Origin of the sequence: Allofournierella sp., assembly GCF_017889395.1 — a bacterium.
In the GTDB taxonomy this organism is placed as follows: Bacteria; Bacillota; Clostridia; order Oscillospirales; family Ruminococcaceae; genus Allofournierella.
The window spans coordinates 1-19,113 of the sequence record NZ_JAGHKE010000059.1; the positions used below are offsets into that span (position 1 = coordinate 1).

A 19,113-nucleotide genomic window follows, 5' to 3' on the forward strand; every position below is an offset into this window, starting at 1 on the left:
CGACGCACCGCTGAAGATTCTGGAATTTGCCCAGCTGATGCAGGGCCAGCCCAACTGGCTGCACACCTTCTTCGGCCAGATCATGGACAAGGCCCAGTACAAAAAATGGCTGTTCGGCCGTTACCACAAGGACCGCAAGCTGGGTACCAAGACCCAGGCGGTGTTCTGTGATGTGATTCCGCTGGAGGATTGAACGCTTCTCTGAAAGTATGGTCCGCGGACAAGGCGGGCAAACTGCCTTCCCACAGTCAAACCGAAACAAAAATGCCGAGGGCGGCCTTCCGACAACAGGAGGGCCGCCCTTGTTTGCCTGCCGAAGAGGAATTGCGGAGAATGGTTTTGATTGTGCCGGTCCGGGGGATTTGGTATAATGAGAAAACGAATGAAATACATGTGAACGGGCGTGGACCACAAGGCAAAGGAGAACGCGGATGCACCCGGTAAACGGTCAGCAATGGAACACAGTAAACGAAAAATGGATGCGGCTACATTGGTGGATGACCGCCAGCCTTGCGCTGGCTGCAGCGCTGCTGGAAGTCATTATGGCTTTTGCATTGAACCGGATCGAGGGGGTTGTGAATTCCGACCCCACCCGTTATGCCATCAAGTATCTGCTGATCCCGGTGGCGCTCAACAGCATTCTGGTGCTGATCGGCCTGCTGGCGATGAACAGTCGGCGGAAGGGGCAGATCCGGCAGGTGCTCGTGTCGCTGTGTATGGCGGGGGTGTGCCTGGTGCTGTATGGGGTGCACAGCCTGTTCCCGGCGCTGATCCTGCTTCCGGTGGTGGCCATTCTGCTCACCGTTTCCTACGGCGATTACCGTCTTACCTCCATCACCGCGGCGGTGTGCCTGCTGGGCGTACCGGTGGTGGATCTGGTGGTGGTCTGGGACTCCACCCAGCGCCACCGGCTGGAAAATGTGGAAAATCGCATCAACTGGCTGCTGGGTCTGGTGATGCTGCTGGGCTGTTATCTGCTGAGCCTTGTCTCCATTTATTACGAGCGGGAGCGTATCCGCCAGGCCGCCCGGCAGGAATGGGAGCTGCGGCGGGACGGCCTGACCGGCCTGCTGAATCGAATGGCACTGGACGACCGGCTGGGCCAGCTGTGCGCCGGCGGGCAGGGCGTTGTGGTGATGATGGACCGGGATGGTTTCAAGCAGCTGAACGACACCCTGGGCCATTTGCAGGGCGATGCCTGCCTGCAGATGGTAGCGGGCATCCTGCGCAGCTATGCAGGAGAGGATGCAGCTTTCCGCTATGGGGGCGACGAATTCTGCATGGTGTTCCACGCACCGGAGTCCAGCCGCATCGTGCAGACCTGCGAGCGGATTCGCAAGGCCCTGGAGGGCATCTGCCTGTTTTCGCCCTGTCGGGTAGGGGCCAGCTTCGGTATGGCCGAGTGCCGGCCGGGTATGAATCCGGAACAGCTGCTTAAAAATGCCGACAGTGCCCTCTATCAGGCAAAGGAGGAGCGGGGCTGTATCCGCCGATGGGAACAAACCGCAAGATAAAAAGCGCCGCAGAGAGGCCTTGTCTCTCTGCGGCGCTTTTGTTTGTACGGAAAATCAGTCGGTCACATCGGTGGGAGATTTGATGGTCTGCTCGGGGCGTTTGGCCAGCACGCGGCTGTTGGCGGGCACCGATTCGGTGATGAAGGTTCCGCCGCCGATGGTGGTGTTCTCTCCGATCACGGTCTCGCCGCCCAGCACCGAGGCGCCGGAATAGATGGTCACATTGTCGCACACGGTGGGGTGACGCTTCACGCCCATCAGCTGCTGGCCGCCGCGGGTGGACAGCGCGCCCAGAGTAACGCCCTGATACAGCTTCACGTGATTGCCGATGATGGTGGTTTCGCCGATGACCACACCGGTGCCGTGGTCAATGAAGAAATATTCGCCGATCTGCGCGCCGGGGTTGATGTCGATGCCGGTGCTGCTGTGGGCGTATTCGGTCATGATACGGGGGATGTAGGGCACGTTCTGCAGATACAGCTCGTGGGCCACCCGATAGATGTAGATAGCGTAAAAGCCCGGGTAGCAGAAGATGATCTCCTCCCGGCTTTTGGCGGCGGGGTCGCCCTCAAAGCCTGCCTGCACGTCCTTCAGCAGAGTCTGCTGCAAGGTGGGCAGCTTTTCAAAAAAGGCGGCGCATACCTCATCGGCCCGGGGCTCGGTGTGCAGCTGGCAGCCCTCCTTGCCGCACTCGTACAGCAGGGCGGTGGCCAGCAGGGAGCGCAGGTCGTCATACAGCCGGTCCAGCCGGTAGCCGGCATAGTGGTCTCCGAAATCGCCCAGGCGGCTGTCGGGGCCGTAATAGCCGGGGAAGATGATCTCTTTCAGGTCCCGCAGGATGTTGATCACTGCTTTGCGGTTGGGCAGCTCCATGCCCTGCTTCAGGGTGAGCAGCTCGTGGCTTTGGTAGTTTTCATTCAGGCCCTGGACCGTTTTCTGGATGGCCCGACGCTTGATCTCGTTCATAAAAGGCTCCTTTCACCGGTGACCCGGCCCTGTGTCGCCGCTGGCGGCGCAGCGGTGGGGGAATAGTTTAATCATACCTGTTTGGGCGGGATGCGTCAATGCAAAGCGGAAAAAAAGAACAGGGGGCCGCACGCCTGTGCGGCCCCCTGCCCTCGTGTGAAAACAGAAAAAGGAAACGATATGAAAAATCGGGATCGGTATAGGGATCAGGCCTGGGTCTTTTCGCCCAGAACCACATTCAGAGTGATCAGCTCGCCGTTCCGGTCCACCTGAACCTGAACGGTGTCGCCCGCGGCATAGTCCTGCAGGGCGTTGGTCACATCGGTGGCGGTGGTTACGGTCTTGGTGCCCACGCTCACGATGCGGTCACCAACCTTCATGCCGGCGTTGGCAGCGCCGCTGCCCTCAGTAACGCTCTGTACGTAAGCGCCCAGAGTGGAAACGCCGTACTGCATAGCGGTCTGAGCGTCGGTGATGCTCACCACGGTGATGCCCAGAACAGGACGGCCGGTCACGTAGCCGTTTTCGATCAGATCCTGGGCCACAGCCTTGGCGGTGTTGATGGGAATGGCGAAGCCCAGACCCTCGGCGTTCTCATCAGCGTTCTTCGCGTTTACGATGCCGATCAGCTCGCCCTTGGAGTTGAACAGGCCGCCGCCGGAGTTGCCCGGGCTGATGGCAGCGCTGGTTTGGATCAGGTTCATGGTGTTGCCTTCCACGGTCACACTGCGGTTCAGCGCGCTGATGATGCCGTCGGTGGAGGTCACGCCCAGGTTGCTGGGGTTGCCCACCGCGATGGCGGTCTCACCGATGGCGATGGTGTCGGAGTCGCCCAGGATCGCCGGGGTCAGGCTGGAGGCATCGATCTTGATGACCGCGATGTCGCTCTGGGAGTCCGAGCCGATCAGAGTGGCGTTGTAGGTGGTGCCATCGTTCAGCTTCACGGTGATCTGCTGGGCACCCTCCACCACATGGGCGTTGGTGATGATGTAGCCGTCAGCGGTGAAAATCACGCCGCTGCCCGCGCCGCTCACAATCTGCTGACCGCCCCAGAAGCCGTAGCTGGTGGTGACCATCTGCTCGGTGGTGATCTCCACCACGCTGGGGGTGATGGAATTGATCACGTTCACCAGCGGGTCCAGAGAAGCGGAACCGTCGGTGCTGCTGGTGGCGGTACCGGAGGGATTGGCACTCTGGTACACGATGCGGGCACTGCTGGTCTTGTCGGCCACGTAGAAGCCCGCGTAGCCGCCGCCGAAGCTTACGCCTGCCACCAGCACCAGTGCCAGGGCGCCCGCGGCCACCTTCTTCAGCCGGGGATGGCTCTTCTTCATGCGGGGCGGCTGGGGCTCGCCGCCCATGGGAGCGGAGGGGCCAAAGCCGGGCGTGGAAGTGCCGGGGGTGGTGTAGTCGGTGCTGCTGCCGGCGCCCATGGAGGGTTCACCGGTGGGGCCCCTCGGGGTGTAGGCGGGTGAAAAAACTGTGAAATCCATGTATAATTGGTATGATTCCGGGCGCGGAATGATGCCCGGGCTCATACCATATAAGCATATCATATTTGGAAAGGCAGGGCAATGGCGTGCGGGTGATACGTGAAGGAGAAGAATTCCTGTTATATAAAGAAAAACTGCTTGTGGGGCGGTGCAGCTGTGTTCAACAGGGCGAGAGCTGGCAGCTTGCCTCCTTCTGGGTGGACCCGGCCTGGCGGCGGAAGGGCTACGGCAGCTTTTTGCTGCGGCAGGTGCTGAAAAGCACCGGCGGATATACCGGCGAAAGCCTGCATTTTCTGACGCTGGGGGAGAGCCCGGCCGAACAGGCGCTGGCGGAAAAATTCGGCTTTTCCCCTGCCGGGAATCTCTGGCGCAGGCACCGGGTGCCGGACCCCACCGCGGTTGGCCTGACCCACGATTTTCTGCGGCAGAATCTGCTGCCCGGCGGCTTTTTTGTGGATGCCACCTGCGGCAACGGGGGCGATACGGAATTTTTGTGCCGGCTGGCCGGGCCAGGGGGCCGGGTGCTGGCGCTGGATCTGCAGCAGCAGGCAGTGGACAACACCAACGCCCGGCTGGCCGCGGCGGGCCTTTCGGACATTGGCCGGGCGGTGCAGGCGGACCACGCAAATCTGGCACAGCTGGTGGAAGCGGGCAGCGCGGACTGTGTGGTCTTCAACTTCGGCTATCTGCCCGGGGCGGACCACAGCCTGTTCACCACCCCGAAAAGCAGCCTGCCCGCGGTGGAGGCCGCGCTGGCGGCGCTGCGGCCCGGCGGAATTCTGGCGGCCTGTTTGTACAGCGGCGGCCCCAACGGTGACGGGGAGAAGAATGCTCTGCTGGAATTTTTCCGGGCGCTGCCCATCCGGGAATACACGGTGCTGGTGTGTGAGTTCGCCAACTGGGCGCCCACCGCGCCGCTGCCCTGCTTTGTGCGCAAAAAGGGCTGGTGACACCTGTTTACAGAATCAAAAAAGGAGCCTTCCCGGCGGGAAGGCTCCTTTTTCATTGAGACGAGGAAACTGTTTTCTCAATGCAGTTGTGCGAAAAAGGGTTATGCGTTTGTCTGGGCACCCTTCTTTTCCTTCTTCCAGCGGCGGACGATGGCCACCACGCCCCAGGCAATCAGGCCGGTGGCAATGATGCCTTCACCGATCAGGATGAAGTAGTAGTTGGCAAAGGGCAGCTCGCCCACCGCGGTGCCGTGCACAATGCCGTTCATGGCGTTGGAGTTCACGGTGGTGTACAGGATGTGCTTGAGTGCCTGACGGGCAAAGTAGCGGGAAGCGGGGTTGGTGATGTCCAGCGGAGCGTCTACCGCGTAGCCGGTGAGCTTCAGGTCGCCGCCGGCGCGGATGCACTGCTCGGTATCCATCACGCCGCCGTTGTCGTAGTCGGTGATCACGGTGCCGTCAAAGCCCCACTCGTTGCGCAAAACGCCGGTGAGCAGGTTGTAGTCGCCGCCGGACCAGGTGCAGCCCACCCGGTTGAAGGCGGACATCACGGCCATTACCGCCGGGATGTCGGCAGTGGTCTGGGTAAAGCTGTCGGTGGCCTCGTCGTACTGCTGCACCATGATCTCGGTGGTGGGCCGCTCTTCGATGCAGGTCTGGAAGGGCTTGAGGTAGATCTCGCGGATGGCCTGCTCGTTGGAGAAGGTGGCCACATGGCTGCGGTGATCCTCCTGGTCGTTCAGTGCGAAGTGCTTGATGTAGGCGTATACGCCCTTTTCTGCACAGGCGCTGGCGGCCTGAAGGGCCAGTTCGCCGGACATGAATCCGTCTTCGGAGTAGTACTCGAAGTTACGGCCGGCGAAGGGGGTGCGGTGGATGTTCATGGCGGGTGCGTACCAGCCGCTGATCAGGCCGATGTAGGTGTGGGTGCCCCAGTTGCCGTCGGCGGCCAGAGCGTCCTCGCCCACATAGTAGCCGTGCAGGTAGGAGTTGTTGCGATCCCAGCTGGCGGCCAGGTTGGTGGCGCAGGGATAGGTGATGGAATAGGGCTCGTGGGTGATGCCGCCCTCGTTCAGGCCGGAGGGGCCATCGTAGTCAATGGCGCGGGGCTTGCCCACGTTGGAGGAGGCCAGAGTCTGGTAACCGCCGTTGCGCACGATGCTCTCCAGTTCGGTGGCGTCCATCTGGTCGATCAGGGCATCCCAACCGCCCTCGGCCTCTACTTCGTCGAAGTCGCGGCCGCGGAAGTCGATCAGCTCCAGATCGCCGTCATTGCCGTAGGTGCCGTCCAGTGCGGCGGCCTCTTCCTCGGTCATGGGGTTCAGGGACGCCTCGGCGCCCTTGGCCTGGATGGCTTCTTTGATCTCATCGGAGACTTCCACCTCCCAGGTGTAGCCGTTCTTTTCGCTGAACTCGCTCTTGCGCTGGCTGTCCTGAGTACCGTGGGTGGTGGGGAAGGTGCCTGCCCAGTCCTGACGGGACAGGTACTGGTCGCGGGGGGTCAGCTCATCGTAGATGGCATGGTCGAACTGGTTGGTGATTTCGGCACCGGCAGCAGAGGTGGCATAGGTCACGTTGTCCACGCCGCCGTTGTCGGTGTAGTCGTAGGTCCAGCAGCCCACAAAGCTTGCGTCGGGGGTGCCGAACAGGCCGTCGCTCTCCACGCCCGCATAGGCCAGGAAGTTGTTGTTGGCCGCATGGGCGTTGGAGGCGGCAGTCAGCAGGTAGTCGCCGGCCTCCAGAATGTAGGTTTTGGCCTGCACGTCGTCGTAGGAAATGAAGTCCTTTTTGTTCACCGTGATGGTAACAGTCTCGGACTGGCCGGGAGCCAGCTCGCCGGTCTTCTCAAAGCCCACCAGAGAGGAGGAAGCCTTCTCAATGTGGTTGGTTTTGTCGTATTCGGTGTAGGGGCTGTTCAGATACAGCTGCACCACATCGCGGCCGGCCACCGAGCCGGTGTTGGTCACGGTCACGTTCACCTGAATGTCGCCGTTGGCGTCCATCTCGCTCATGGTGAAGTCGGACCACTGGAAGGTGGTGTAGGACAGGCCGTAGCCGAAGGGATACTGTACGGTGGTGGCGTAGTCATAGTCACCCGCGTTACCCTGGTCCAGAGTCTTGTCGAAGTAGCGGGTCTCGTAGTACTTGTAACCCACGTAGATGCCTTCGTCGTAGAATACGGCGGCCTCCACATCGCTGCCGTTATTGACCATCATCATGTCGCCCATGTTCTGCATGGCGGGGGAGGAGAACAGGTCGTAGGCGAAGGTGTCCACCAGATGGCCGGAGGGGTTCACATTGCCGCTCAGTACGTCCGTAATGGAGCGGCAGGTGTCGCCGCCTGCGCCGGGGGCCCATAGCACCGCGGAGATGTTGGGGTAATCCTTCACCCAGCCCAGCTCAAAGGCGTTGTTGGCGTTGACCACCAGAATCACGTTGTCGAAGTTATCGTTCAGGTACTGGATCACGCCCAGCTCCACGCTGTCCGGCTCCAGATAGTGCTTGTCCTTATCCTCTTCAATGTCGGTCCAGTCGCCCATGTAGCGGCCCAGGTCGCGGCCCTCGCCGCCGGTGCGGGCGATGAAGAAGACGGGGATGGTGCCTTCGGCTTCCTGCTTGGCCTCGTCGGGAATGGCGGAGATGGGAGCCTCGTTGATGGACCAGTCCTCAGCGCCGCCGTACATAATGGCGCCGCCGCCGCGGGTGTAGGTGCTGTGGTTGTCGGAGTAGAACTTCCACAGGGACTCGTTCACCTCAAAGCCCTGCTCCAGCAGAGCGGTGCGCATGTCGCTGGAGATGGTGCTCACGCCGGAGCCTGTACCGCCAGCCAGCAGATCCACCGAGGAGGCAGAGAACAGGCTCAGCTTGGAGTCGGCGGCCACGGGCAGGCCCTTGCCGTTCTCGGTGTTGTTGTAGAGCAGTACAAAGCCTTCCGCGCCGGCTTTGCGGGTGAATTCCTGCTCCGCAGCCTGCAGGGCTTCGGAGTCGGTGATGTCGCGGGTGTAGTAGGCGGCATCCACGCCGTCCACAGCGCTGCTGCTGGAGAAATCCGTCTCGCCGAAAATGTCGCGCAGCACCAGATCGTACATCGAGGTGGTGATGACGGAAAGCGCGATCGAGAACGCCAGCAGGATGGCCAGCAGCGGCGTGAGGATCGCGGTGAACGCCTTCGCGCTCAGTTTTTTCTTCTTGTCCTTTGCCATGAAAATCCTCCTTATAAGTATCTGCTTTGCAGCCGCGCCGGGCAAAAAAGCGCGCCTGCTCGCCTTGCTTCTTTCTCCGGAAAACCGGCCCCGTGCCAGGGAAAAAGGTCGGAGAAAACGCAAGGAGAAACCGCCGGGGCCGGCTCTTCGGCCCAAACTATAACAAAAGGGAACACCCCTGGCAATGGGTGTTCCCTAAACTGCATCTTTTTTTCGTGTACTGTACATTTGGCCGTTTGAAGGCGGGGCTCAATGGTCGGCCAGGCTGAACAGGATGTTCAGGTGGAATACGTCCCCGTCCACATGGGCCGTCAGCTCGCCATCGTATTTGTGCACGATCATCTGGATGCTCCGCAGGCCGAAGCCATGGCAGGAGGTATCCGCCTTGGTGGTCAGAGGCAGACCGTTCTGGAAGGTGAGCGTGCCGTCAAAGTAGTTGTCCTGCTGGATGAGCAGCATGCTGCCCCGGGCCTTGACCACCAGATTGATGATGCGCCGTTCCCGCTGGGGCACGGCCGCCACCGCCTCCAGAGCGTTGTCGATCACGTTGCCGAACAGGCAGTACAGATCACTGTTTTCCAGAAAAGCCAGCTTTTCTCCATCCACCATACAGGAGAGCTGGATGCCGTTCTGTTCGCAGTAGAGGCTTTTTTCGGTGAGCAGCACATTCAGCAGCTGGTTGTGGGTCTCAATACGGGTGTCGTAGATAGAGATGGCCTTTTCCAGATCGCACACCGCGTCCGGCCCGAGGGGGCGGCCCTGGGCGGCCAGGGAGGAAATCTGGTACTTGATGTCGTGGCATTTGATGTTGATCCGCTCGATGGTATCACGGGAGATCTCGTATTGCCGCTGACTCTGGTGGATGGTGTGCTGAAGGTATTCCACCTCCTGGGCCAGCTCCCGCTGTTCGATGGTGCGCCAGGCCAGAAGCAGCACGATGGCACAGCAGGTGACCGAGAACAGATTGCCGGACTGACGGAGCACAAAGAGGGCGGTGTGCTCAAACTGGTTTTCCCAGCCGATGCTCAGTCGGGCGAAGTACACATCCTCCATCGAGCAGAGGATTGCGGTGATCAGCAGCACCACCACCGAAAGGGAAAGCATCTGCCGGTCCAGCCGGCAGCTCGCGGCAAGCCGTGCCACCCGGCGGAGAAACAGCCGGTAAAGCACCAATGCCGCCGCCCCATAAAAGCCGTGATGGAACAGTCTGCTGTAAACGTCGAGGGGGAAGCTGTAGCCGCTGAACCGCAGAAGTTCCGCAGTACAGACTACTGTGAGATACAGTTTGTAACACAGGTTTTGGGCAGCATAGGCCACACTACAGCAGAACAAAATGGTGAGGAAGGGCTCGTCAAAGCATAGCCGGACATGGGCGATGGTGGCTGCGAAGAGAGCGATGTAGATGGTGCTGCGGCCCAGAACGTTTTGTCCCCAAAACAGATAGGCCCAAGAGGCCGCGCCGGTCAGGGTCAGCACCCATGCAAAACCAAGAATCAGCCGCAGCCAGAATCGGTCTGCCCGGTGCAGGTTCCACAGAGTCATCCCGTAAAATAGATACAGCCCGAACAGAAACTCCAGCATAATGTAATGGTAGGTGAACAGAAAGGCTTCCATACTTATTCACCTCCCGCCGAACCGGCATACCAGTTGGCCAACTCCGCCAGAAATGCTGCCCGGCGGGGCCGGCTGATCTGCAGCAGATTATCACCCACCTGCACCGTGCTGCTCTTCACTTTTACGATGAATTTCGGATTCACCAGATAGCACTTGTTGCAACGCAGAAATCCGAACCGGTTCAGTTGCTGCTCTACGCCGGAGAGTACACCCGTCATCTCGATCACATCGTCGATCAGATGGTAGAACAGCCTGTGGTTCATGATCTCCACATACATCAGCTTATCGGTGGAGATCCGGCACAGCCCACCGGGGGTGTTCACAGTGAAGCTGCGGTCCTCGTTGAGCAGATAGATGTCCAGCGCTTTTTTGAATTTCATGGAAAAATCGTAGTAGCTCACCGGCTTGATCAGGTAGCTCACTGCATCCACCTCGTAGCCCTTCAAAGCATACTGAACCAGGTTGGTGATGAATATGATGGAGACGTTCTTGTCACACCGGCGCAGCTGCAGCGCCGTTTCCAGACCGTTCATTTTGGGCATCTGCACATCCAGGAACACCACCGCATAAACCGCGCGGTAGTCCTTCAGAAAATCCGCTCCGTTGACAAAGCGAAAGATCTGGAAGCGTTGCCCGGTCTGGGCCTCGTATTGCTTGATGTGGTCAATGAGGGCCTGCGCTGCCAGGTCCTCGTCCTCCACGATGGCGATGTTTCTCAAATGGTCAACCCCTTGCCGCAAAAATCAGACTTGTTTTCCGGGCCGCCTGTCCGCATGATGGGCCCGCTGTTCTCAGTATATCATAGCGGGAAAAAACCGTCGAGAGGTGCACAAAACGGGGCAAATCGCCGGTTTTTTGCCCGGCGGGCGAAAATTGGCCCGGGCCCCTTGCCAAAGCCCTTTTGAATGTAATAATATATAGAGTGTTGTGTTTTTAAGGACCAAACCCCGCGCGGCGCGTGTGCGCCGCCCCAGAATATAAGGAGGACAAGCATCTATGGCCGATTTACGGCAAGAGATCCAGCGCCGGCGCACCTTTGCGATCATCAGCCACCCGGACGCCGGTAAAACCACCCTCACCGAAAAGCTGCTGCTGTACGGCGGCGCGATCCAGCAGGCAGGCAGCGTTAAGGGCAAGCAGAGCGCCCGCCACGCGGTCAGCGACTGGATGGAGATCGAGAAGCAGCGCGGTATCTCGGTTACCAGCTCGGTGCTGCAGTTTGAATACGACGGCAAATGCGTCAACATCCTGGACACCCCCGGTCACCAGGACTTCTCCGAGGACACCTACCGCACCTTGATGGCCGCCGACGCGGCGGTCATGGTCATCGACGCCGCCAAGGGCGTTGAGGCCCAGACCATCAAGCTGTTCAAGGTGTGCACCCTGCGTCACATTCCCATCTTCACCTTCATCAACAAGATGGACCGTGAGGCCCGGGACCCCTTTGACCTGATGGAAGAGATCGAGAACATTCTGGGCATCCAGACCTATCCCATGAACTGGCCCATCGGCTGCGGCAAGGAGTTCAAGGGCGTGTTCGACCGGGAAAGCCGCCACATTCTGGCCTTCCAGAGCGACGGCAAGGCCAACGGCGTGAAGATCCTGGACAAGATCGAGGCCGAGCTGGGCGATCCCAGCCTGGACGAGCTGATCACCGCGCCCCTGCATGAGAAGCTGGCCGAGGACATCGAGCTGCTGGACGGCGCCAGCTACGACTTCAACATGGAAGCCGTGCAGACCGGCCGCCTGAGCCCTGTGTTCTTCGGTTCCGCGCTGACCAACTTCGGCGTGGAGCCCTTCCTGAAGGAATTTCTGCGCCTGTCTCCCAGCCCGCTGCCCCGCAAGAGCGGCGACGAGCTGGTCGAGCCTGCCCAGAACACCTTCTCCGGCTTCATCTTCAAGATCCAGGCCAACATGAACAAGGCCCACCGGGACCGCATTGCCTTTATGCGCATCTGCTCGGGCAAGTTCGAGCGCGGCATGGAGGTCACCCACGTGCAGGGCGGCAAGAAGATCAAGCTGGCCCAGTCCACCCAGCTGATGGCTCAGGACCGGGCCACCGTGGACGAGGCCTACGCCGGTGATATCATCGGTCTGTTTGACCCGGGTATCTTCTCCATCGGCGACACTCTGTGCACCGGCAAGGAGAAGATCCAGTATGCGGGCATCCCCACCTTCGCGCCCGAGCATTTCGCCCGGATCACCCAGGTGGACACCATGAAGCGCAAGCAGTTCGTGAAGGGCATGGAGCAGGTGGCCCAGGAGGGCGCCATCCAGATTTTCCGCGAGCTGAACGGCGGCATGGAGGAGGTCATCGTGGGCGTTGTGGGCGTGCTGCAGTTTGAGGTGCTGGAGTACCGGCTGAAGAACGAGTACAACGTGGACATCCGCATGCAGAAGCTGCCCTTTGAGCACATCCGCTGGATCGAGAACGAGGATCTGGACCCGAAGGATCTGGACCTGACCAGCGACACCAAGCGCATCGAGGACCTGAAGGGCAACAAGCTGCTGCTCTTCACCACCCCCTGGGCCATCAACTGGGCCCAGCAGCACAACGAGGGCCTGGAGCTCAGCGAGTTCGGCAACGTGTGATTTTCAAACAAGGCATCCGGCCAGCGGCTGGATGCCTTGTTTTTTTGCCGCAAAACGGCCGCGGTCTGTGGTACAATAAGGGCAGATGACTGCCGCCAGACGGCAAAAGGAGGGCGCGAGCCATGGGAGCAAGCGATTGGGAAGACCTGATGAACGGAGTGTTCGGCCCCGGCGGGCGGCTGCGGGCGGGTGCGGAAAAACCGGCCCAGAGCCAGAAGCCGGCACAGGATGCACAGCAGACATTGCAAAAGAATCAGCAGGCGCTGAGCGAAGCGCTGGCCCGCCAAGCCGAGGAGATCAGCCGGCTGGGGGGCGAGCTGGAGCACACCATGCAGCGGGACGGCCTGCTCACCGAAGCCGAGGCACAGGCGGCCCGGCGCACTGTGCCCACCCCTGCGCAGGCGGACGCCTTTGACGGGCTGGAGGAAACGCTTGGAAAAAGCGTGCTGGGTCAGCCGGAATTCCTCAAACAGCTGGTGAGGGCCTTCAAGCGGCCCTTCGTACTGGGTACGGCGGGGGAAACCGCCCGGGGTGTGCTTTTGCTCCACGGCCCGGCGGGCACCGGCAAGCACACGGCGCTGGAGGCCATTGCCCGGGAAATGGCGGACCGCAAGCTGCTGAGCGGGCCGCAGATCGCCTGGATGGACCTGGGCCTTTACCCGGGCCCCGGGCAGGAGAAGCTGTTTTTGCAGGACCTGTACAGTGCTTTGAACGGACCGGGGCAGATCCTGGTGTTCTGCCATTACGAGCGGTGCCACCCGGGCTTTCTGAATATGCTGGCGGCGCTGGCCCAGACCGGCAAGGCCCCGCTGAACAGCCGCTATGCGGTGCAGAAGGGAATGCTGGTGGATGTGGGCGCCGCCCTGGTGCCGGATGCGGTGAGCCAGCTGACGCCCCGGGGAAAGTATCTGGTGTTCCTGAGCGAGAAAGGCCCGGAAAAGCTGGCGGACCGGATGGGTGCGGGCATGGTGAACGCGCTGAGCGATGTGTGCGCCACCCGGCCCTTTACCGAAGAGGAGCTGTCGGCCATTGCCGGGCGTGGGCTGGAGCAGCTGACCGAACACGCAGCCCGTCAGCTGAAGCTGACCGTCACGGCGGATGAGGATTTCAAGGCGCTGGCCCGGCGGCAGGCAAGCCCCGGCCGGGGCGCGGAGCCCATCGGGGAATTTTATGACCGGTGCTTTCAGGCGCTGGCGGAGTATAAGCTGGAAAAAGAACCGGCGGTGGGCGCGGCGGCTGCGCTCACGGCCCCGGAGGGCCGGGCGCTGGTCGCGGTGGACGGCGGTCAGCCGGAGGATCTGCTGGGCCTGCTGCGGCAGGAGTATACCGGCATGCTGGACGAGGTGGACCGGGAGCTGGAAAATATCGTGGGTCTTGCCGAGGTGAAGGACTACGTGTTGCGCCTGAAGGACAGTGTGCAGGCCAACCAGCGCCGGGCCCAGGCGGGTATGAAGACCGGCAGCGTTTCCATGCACATGATCTTCGCGGGCAATCCGGGCACCGGCAAGACCACCATCGCCCGACTGGTAGGCAAATATCTGAAGGCCATCGGCGCGCTGCGGGGCGGCCAGCTGGTGGAGGTGAGCCGGGCGGATCTGGTGGGCCGCTATGTGGGCCACACCGCGCCCCTTACCAATCAGGTGATCCGCTCGGCGCTGGGCGGCGTGCTGTTCATCGACGAGGCCTACTCCCTCTACCGGGGCAAGGACGACAGCTTCGGCCTGGAGGCCATCGACACGCTGGTGAAGGGCATGGAGGACCACCGGGACGATCTGGTGGTGATTCTGGCGGGCTATTCCAGAGAGATGGAGCAGTTTTTGACCGCCAACAGCGGCCTTGCCTCCCGTTTTCCCAACAAGATCGAGTTCCCGGATTACACCGGCGAGGAGCTGTGGCGCATTCTGGAGCTGAATGCAAAGAGCCGGGGCTACCGGCTGGCGGAGGGCTGTCAGGCGCCGCTGACCGAATACTTCACCCTGGCGCAGGCAGAGAATGCCGACGAAAACGGCAACGGCCGCATGGCCCGCAATCTTCTGGAACGGGCGATTCTGAACCAGAGCCGCCGGCTGGCCGCGGAGCCGGAGGCTGCGCTGGACGAGCTGACACTGGGAGATTTTGCGCTGGAGGAAGCCGAATAAAAGAACAAAACGGAAGGCCCGCTGCATTTGCAGCGGGCCTTCCGTTTTGTTGTGTTGTGAAAAGCCGGTCAGCAGACAGTGCCTGCAGGGCGGAGTGCCCGTGCCAGGCGGCGGCCGATGACCAGTGCCAGGACCAGCTTGATGCAGTCCGGAAGGATAAAAGGTACTACACACATGGCCAGCACCGCAGGCAGACTGTAAACATTGCCGTTTGCAGCCGACACCCGGATGAACCAGAAGGTGCCGAAGGCATAGCAGGCCGCCAGTCCCAGCAGGCAGCCTGCCGTGCAGCGGACCGGATCGGGCAGGGGAAGCCACTGGGTCAAAAGGCAGGCAAAGCCGATGAGGGCGAAGCCCACGATGTAGCCGCCGGTGGGGCCGATCAGCGCGCTCGGACCGCCGGAAAAACCGGCAAAGACCGGCAGACCGATCAGGCCCAGCAGGATATAGACCAGAATGGCCCCGGTTCCCTGACGGGGCCCCAGTGCCGTCAGCACCAGAAAGATGCCGAGAGTCTGCAGGGTGAAGGGCACTGCCGCCGGAATGCTGATCCAGGCGCACAGAGCAATGATTACCGTCCCCATGGCAGTACGGGTAAGGGCTTGGGTTTTATGCATGACAACGCTCCTTGGAAAATGGGAAACGGACGGGCTCAGAAGAACAGCCCGCCGGTTCCGCGCCAGGCATCCCAGGGATTCACAGGGATGTCGCCCACACGCATCTCGCAGATCACATGACCCTGAGTGGTGCCGATCTGCTGGCCCTGGGTCACGAAGTCGCCCTCGTCCACATCCCGGCGGCCCAGCAGATAGAACAAGCTCTTCACGCCGCAGCCGTGCTCGATCACCACCACACGGCCAAGACTGCCGTTGGTCTCGGCATAGGCCACCCGGCCGGCGGCGGGAGCTACCACGGCACTGCCGGAGGTGGTGGCCAGGGTTACGTTGATGCTGCGCCGGGGCGCGATGTTGGCGTTATAAGCGGCGATCTGGTCCAGCGGGATGGCGGCGTTCAGCGGGTCGGTGGGGTCCAGCCGGTCGGTGTATTCCAGCACCGCGTAGTCCCGCAGGATCTTGCCCTCCACCGGTTGGATGAAGGAGCCGTCCCAATAGATGTCCGGATCGTTGATCTCCCACAGGAAATCCATGTTCTTGGGCAGTGCGCCCACATAGGGGATGGCAGAGGTGCCGTCGATGGTGTAGGTGTCCAGCTCACGGCGCTGCCGCCCGTACACCTGCACGGTCTCGGTAACGGTCTGGCCGTTCACGGTGGCGCTGATGGCATATTCGCCCGCCATCTGGTTGTAGTCCACCGGCACAAAGGCTACCCACTCGCCCTGATACTGGGTAAACGGGATCTCGGCCAGCTCGGTGGTCAGGGCGGGAACCATATCGCCCAGCACACCCTCCAGCCGCACGCCGATCACGCTGCCCTGGGTAACGCCGGTGCCCGAGAGCACCAGCCGGGGCTGGGCCTCCAGCTGGAAGTTGAACTGATAGGTATAGGAGCCCTGGGCACCGGTGGATTCCGGGGAGGTCACCGTGAGGGTGGCGGAGTAGGCTCCGTTCTCACTGAAATGGAAGTCGTTATAGGCAGCTGCGTCTCCCTCAAACAGGGTTTCGCCCGCCTCGTTCTGAATGGTCAGCTGGGCGGTGGTATATTCCGGCAGCGCCAGTTCCGGGTGGCTTTCGCTCACCAGCTCAAGATCCTGCCAGCTGCTGCCCGGCTTTTTGGAGAAGTCCCGGTGCAGGAAGCCCATCACCGGCACCGACCAGTCATAACCGGCGGCATCCAGTGCCTGACCTGCCCAGCTCACCTCGTATTGGGGCAGGCTGTTCAGGCTCACGTTCCGGTACATGCTGAAGAAGGTGCCGCCCAGAAGCAGCGCCAGCAGAACTGCCACCAGCACAATCCACCGCAAAAGCGAGGTGGAGGCGCTGAACAGGCGTGCGCCAAAGCTGAGGGGCACGTCCTCCTCCCAGTCGTATTCCTCCTCATCCAGATACTCATCGTCTTCCGGGTCAAGAAATTCGCCGTCCTCTTCCGGTTCCTCGCCGGAAGTGCCGCTGCCGTTTTCCTGTTCGGGTGCGGCCTCTTCAGTGGCTTGCAGGCCGTTTTCCGGCTGTGCCTCGTCCGTTTCGGAACCGGGCTGAACGCCGCTGTTCACCGGCTGCTTTTCGTCTTTGTTCAATGATTCCACCTCACATCAAGGGTTTGGGCCGCGCGGGGCGCGGCGGGTTCAGGGCTGGAAAAACAGCCCGCCTGTGGTCTGGGTCAGCTTGGCCGGGTCCACGCTCTTGTTGCCCACCCGGACCTCCCAGATCAGGGTGTTCTGCGCGTGGCCCAGAACCTGGTCCTGGGTCAGGACCGAGCCCACGGAAACGTTCAGATCCTGCAGGTGATACAGATAGCTTTTCACGCCGCAGCCGTGGTCGATCACCAGGGTGTTGCCGGTGAGCAGCAGGTTTTCCGCCAGCAGCACCTTGCCGGGAGCGGGGGCGATCACCTCGCTGCCGGGCGTGGTCACGTAGGTAAGGTTGGCGGCTTGTCCCGCACGGGAGCCGTCATCTGCGATAAGATATGCGCCGTAGGGCTGGAATATGTTGCCCTGCACCGGGGGCGAGAACCGCCCGGTCCACAGCTTTTCATTGGTGCCCTGGGTGTAGAAGCCGTAAATCTTGTCCCGGAACTGGGCGTTGGCCTCGGCGGTGGCGTCGCCGCCGCTCAGGGTCGTGGTGGTGTACTGGCTGGCCCCCACCGTGAGGGTGGCGGTCAGGGTTTCGCTGCCCACCTCCACCGTGATGGTATGGTCACCGCCCGGGGCGTTATAGGGAATGCCCAGGTAGCCGATCCAGCCGCCGCTTACCGGGGCGAACCAGACCTGGCCCAGATCGGTATCGGCCACCGGCGGGTCGGACTGCTGGCCCAGAAGGCCGTTCACATAAATGGCCGCAGTGTCGCCCTGCCGCACCGATTCACTGGAAAGGGTGATGCTGGCCGCGGCGCTTACGGTAAAGCGGCACTGGTACTGGTACCAGCCGTAGGCCTTGCCCGGGCGCTGGCCGGTGTCCTCACAGCCGGCCCGGATGGTGAGCAGATAAACGCCGTCTTCGGGGAAGGTGTAGTCCTTCCACTGGGCGGCGCCGCCCTCGAACAGGGTTTCGCCCTCCTTGGTCTGCAGCAGCAGGGTGGTGGCGCTCTCGGTCATGCCCTCGGCCAGCACCAGCTCGGCGTTGGCGGTGGTGATGGGTGCCTCCAGAGTCTGAATGGCCGAGCCGGGGCTCAGGTCCAGCTCCCGCCAGACCATACCGCCCAGGATGGGCACCGTCCACTGGTAGCCCACCGGCTCGTCCAGGGTCTGACCCGCCAGGGTGATGGCCTTTTCCGGCAGATCTTCTTCGGTAATGTGGTAATACAAAAAGGCGAGGCTGCCTCCAACGATGGCCCCGGTGAACAGGGCAACCATGAGCAGCCACAGGAAAAATCGTTTCATCCAGCGGCCTCCTTTTCAGGCAGTCGGTAAAATGGGGCACAAAACCCCATAATATGTATCATTATACCATATTTGCCGCCAATGCACAGCAAAAAATCCATGGCTTGACACACCGGGCGCGCCGGGGCTAGAATCAAAAGCAGCAAAGGGAGGAATGAAACCATGACCTATCAGGAAATGCTCGCCGCTGCCCGCACCTGCAGCGGCCCCTACTGCAAGGCGTGCCCGGTGTGCAACGGCCGGGCCTGCGGCTCTACCATACCCGGCCCCGGAGCAAAGGGCACCGGCACTGTGGCGGCGGCCAACTATGAGGCCTGGCAGAAGATCTGCGTGAATATGGACACCATCTGCGACAATAAGCCGGTGGATACCCGGTTTGAATTCTTCGGCGAGACCTATGAGCTGCCGGTGTTTGCCGCGCCGGTGGGCGCGGTGAAGCTGCACTACGGCGAGAAATTCACCGGCCATGAATACAACAGCATTCTGGTGCCTGCCTGCACACAAGCGGGCATCGCCGCCTTTACCGGCGACGGCACCGACCCCAGTGTGTTTCTGGCGGCGGCACAGGTGATCGGTCAGTCGGAGGGGCGGGGAATCCCTACCGTGAAGCCCTGGGACCGGGACACTCTGTTTGCCAAGCTGGACGCGGCGAAGGCCGCTGGTGCGAAGGTGTTCGCCATGGACATCGACGCCGCGGGCCTGCCCTTTTTGAAGGGCCTGAACCCGCCCGCCGGCCCCAAGACCGTGGAGGAGCTGCGGGAGATCATCGAATACGCGGGCGTGCCCTTTCTTCTGAAGGGCATCATGACCGTGAAGGGCGCCGAGAAGGCGCTGGAGGCGGGGGCCGCGGGCATCGTGGTATCCAACCACGGCGGCCGGGTGCAGGATGGTGTGCCGCCCACGGCCCAGGTGCTGCCCGCCATTGCGAAGGCCGTGAAGGGCCGGATGATGATTCTGGTGGACGGCGGCATCCGCAGCGGTCTGGATGTATTCCGGGCACTGGCGCTGGGCGCGGACGCTGCCCTGCTGGCCCGTCCCTATGTGACCGCCGTATACGGCGGCGGGGCCGAGGGTGTGGCGCTGCTCACCGCAAAGCTCAAGGCGGAGCTGCAGGATACCATGGCCATGTGCGGGGTGCACAGCCTGGCCG

At 61.7% G+C, this 19,113-nt stretch carries 13 protein-coding genes and 1 pseudogene; 6 read left to right on the top strand and 8 right to left on the bottom strand.

The window, feature by feature from the left end; all coding sequences use genetic code 11:
* Together J7G73_RS08525 and J7G73_RS08530 are read left to right on the top strand one after the other, a co-directional pair.
* A pseudogene (locus tag J7G73_RS08525) lies at positions 1-193 on the top strand (calcineurin-like phosphoesterase); the annotation flags it as partial.
* Between the two features lie 238 nt (positions 194-431).
* The gene (locus J7G73_RS08530; protein ID WP_291245941.1) at positions 432-1,514 is read left to right on the top strand and encodes a GGDEF domain-containing protein; all 1,083 of its coding nucleotides are present in this window, start codon (positions 432-434) and stop codon (positions 1,512-1,514) included.
* Positions 1,515-1,568: 54 nt separating this feature from the next.
* On the opposite strand, the gene J7G73_RS08535 is transcribed toward J7G73_RS08530, so the two are convergent.
* Complete coding sequence (locus J7G73_RS08535) at positions 1,569-2,480, bottom strand: serine O-acetyltransferase (protein ID WP_087295539.1); 912 nt, start codon at positions 2,478-2,480, stop codon at positions 1,569-1,571.
* Between the two features lie 206 nt (positions 2,481-2,686).
* The gene (locus tag J7G73_RS08540) at positions 2,687-3,913 is read right to left on the bottom strand and encodes a trypsin-like peptidase domain-containing protein (RefSeq protein WP_291245942.1); all 1,227 of its coding nucleotides are present in this window, start codon (positions 3,911-3,913) and stop codon (positions 2,687-2,689) included.
* Between the two features lie 152 nt (positions 3,914-4,065).
* On the opposite strand from J7G73_RS08540, the gene J7G73_RS08545 reads away from it, so the two are divergent.
* Positions 4,066-4,923: a bifunctional GNAT family N-acetyltransferase/class I SAM-dependent methyltransferase gene (locus J7G73_RS08545; protein WP_291245952.1), complete on the top strand. Its 858-nt coding sequence runs from the start codon at positions 4,066-4,068 to the stop codon at positions 4,921-4,923.
* Between the two features lie 101 nt (positions 4,924-5,024).
* On the opposite strand, the gene J7G73_RS08550 is transcribed toward J7G73_RS08545, so the two are convergent.
* The 3 genes from J7G73_RS08550 to J7G73_RS08560 form a co-directional block, all read right to left on the bottom strand.
* Positions 5,025-8,126 (bottom strand): glycoside hydrolase family 3 N-terminal domain-containing protein, encoded by a 3,102-nt coding sequence (locus J7G73_RS08550; protein ID WP_291245943.1) that lies wholly within the window; start codon positions 8,124-8,126, stop codon positions 5,025-5,027.
* A gap of 249 nt (positions 8,127-8,375) precedes the next feature.
* Entirely contained in the window at positions 8,376-9,740 is a 1,365-nt protein-coding gene (locus J7G73_RS08555; protein WP_291245944.1) for an ATP-binding protein, read from the bottom strand.
* Positions 9,741-9,742: 2 nt separating this feature from the next.
* On the bottom strand, positions 9,743-10,459 hold the full coding sequence (locus J7G73_RS08560) for a LytTR family DNA-binding domain-containing protein (protein WP_291245945.1): 717 nt from the start codon (positions 10,457-10,459) through the stop codon (positions 9,743-9,745).
* A 277-nt stretch (positions 10,460-10,736) separates the two neighbouring features.
* On the opposite strand from J7G73_RS08560, the gene J7G73_RS08565 reads away from it, so the two are divergent.
* Both J7G73_RS08565 and J7G73_RS08570 read left to right on the top strand, forming a co-directional pair.
* Positions 10,737-12,332, top strand: a complete 1,596-nt coding sequence (locus J7G73_RS08565; RefSeq protein ID WP_291245946.1) for a peptide chain release factor 3 — start codon at positions 10,737-10,739, stop codon at positions 12,330-12,332.
* A 122-nt stretch (positions 12,333-12,454) separates the two neighbouring features.
* On the top strand, positions 12,455-14,470 hold the full coding sequence (locus J7G73_RS08570; RefSeq protein ID WP_291245947.1) for an AAA family ATPase: 2,016 nt from the start codon (positions 12,455-12,457) through the stop codon (positions 14,468-14,470).
* A 68-nt stretch (positions 14,471-14,538) separates the two neighbouring features.
* Here J7G73_RS08570 and J7G73_RS08575 read toward each other — a convergent pair whose 3' ends face one another.
* The 3 genes from J7G73_RS08575 to J7G73_RS08585 are packed head-to-tail and all read right to left on the bottom strand — an operon-like array spanning position 14,539 to position 17,963.
* Complete coding sequence (locus J7G73_RS08575) at positions 14,539-15,087, bottom strand: biotin transporter BioY (RefSeq protein ID WP_291245948.1); 549 nt, start codon at positions 15,085-15,087, stop codon at positions 14,539-14,541.
* A gap of 35 nt (positions 15,088-15,122) precedes the next feature.
* Complete coding sequence (locus J7G73_RS08580) at positions 15,123-16,661, bottom strand: M23 family metallopeptidase (RefSeq protein ID WP_291245949.1); 1,539 nt, start codon at positions 16,659-16,661, stop codon at positions 15,123-15,125.
* Between the two features lie 48 nt (positions 16,662-16,709).
* Entirely contained in the window at positions 16,710-17,963 is a 1,254-nt protein-coding gene (locus J7G73_RS08585; RefSeq protein ID WP_291245950.1) for a peptidoglycan DD-metalloendopeptidase family protein, read from the bottom strand.
* A 162-nt stretch (positions 17,964-18,125) separates the two neighbouring features.
* Here J7G73_RS08585 and J7G73_RS08590 point away from each other — a divergent pair.
* Positions 18,126-19,113, top strand: a 988-nt coding sequence (locus J7G73_RS08590; protein WP_291245951.1) for an alpha-hydroxy-acid oxidizing protein, incomplete at its 3' end; no start/stop codon positions are given.

What these genes read in the sequence shown, in the direction of transcription:
- J7G73_RS08530 (WP_291245941.1), top strand. Translation starts at nt 432, where the DNA reads ATGCACCCGGTAAACGGTCAGCAATGGAACACAGTAAACGAAAAATGG.
- J7G73_RS08535 (WP_087295539.1), bottom strand. Translation starts at nt 2,480, where the DNA reads ATGAACGAGATCAAGCGTCGGGCCATCCAGAAAACGGTCCAGGGCCTG.
- J7G73_RS08540 (WP_291245942.1), bottom strand. Translation starts at nt 3,913, where the DNA reads ATGGGCGCCGGCAGCAGCACCGACTACACCACCCCCGGCACTTCCACG.
- J7G73_RS08550 (WP_291245943.1), bottom strand. Translation starts at nt 8,126, where the DNA reads ATGGCAAAGGACAAGAAGAAAAAACTGAGCGCGAAGGCGTTCACCGCG.
- J7G73_RS08555 (WP_291245944.1), bottom strand. Translation starts at nt 9,740, where the DNA reads ATGGAAGCCTTTCTGTTCACCTACCATTACATTATGCTGGAGTTTCTG.
- J7G73_RS08565 (WP_291245946.1), top strand. Translation starts at nt 10,737, where the DNA reads ATGGCCGATTTACGGCAAGAGATCCAGCGCCGGCGCACCTTTGCGATC.
- J7G73_RS08570 (WP_291245947.1), top strand. Translation starts at nt 12,455, where the DNA reads ATGGGAGCAAGCGATTGGGAAGACCTGATGAACGGAGTGTTCGGCCCC.
- J7G73_RS08575 (WP_291245948.1), bottom strand. Translation starts at nt 15,087, where the DNA reads ATGCATAAAACCCAAGCCCTTACCCGTACTGCCATGGGGACGGTAATC.
- J7G73_RS08585 (WP_291245950.1), bottom strand. Translation starts at nt 17,963, where the DNA reads ATGAAACGATTTTTCCTGTGGCTGCTCATGGTTGCCCTGTTCACCGGG.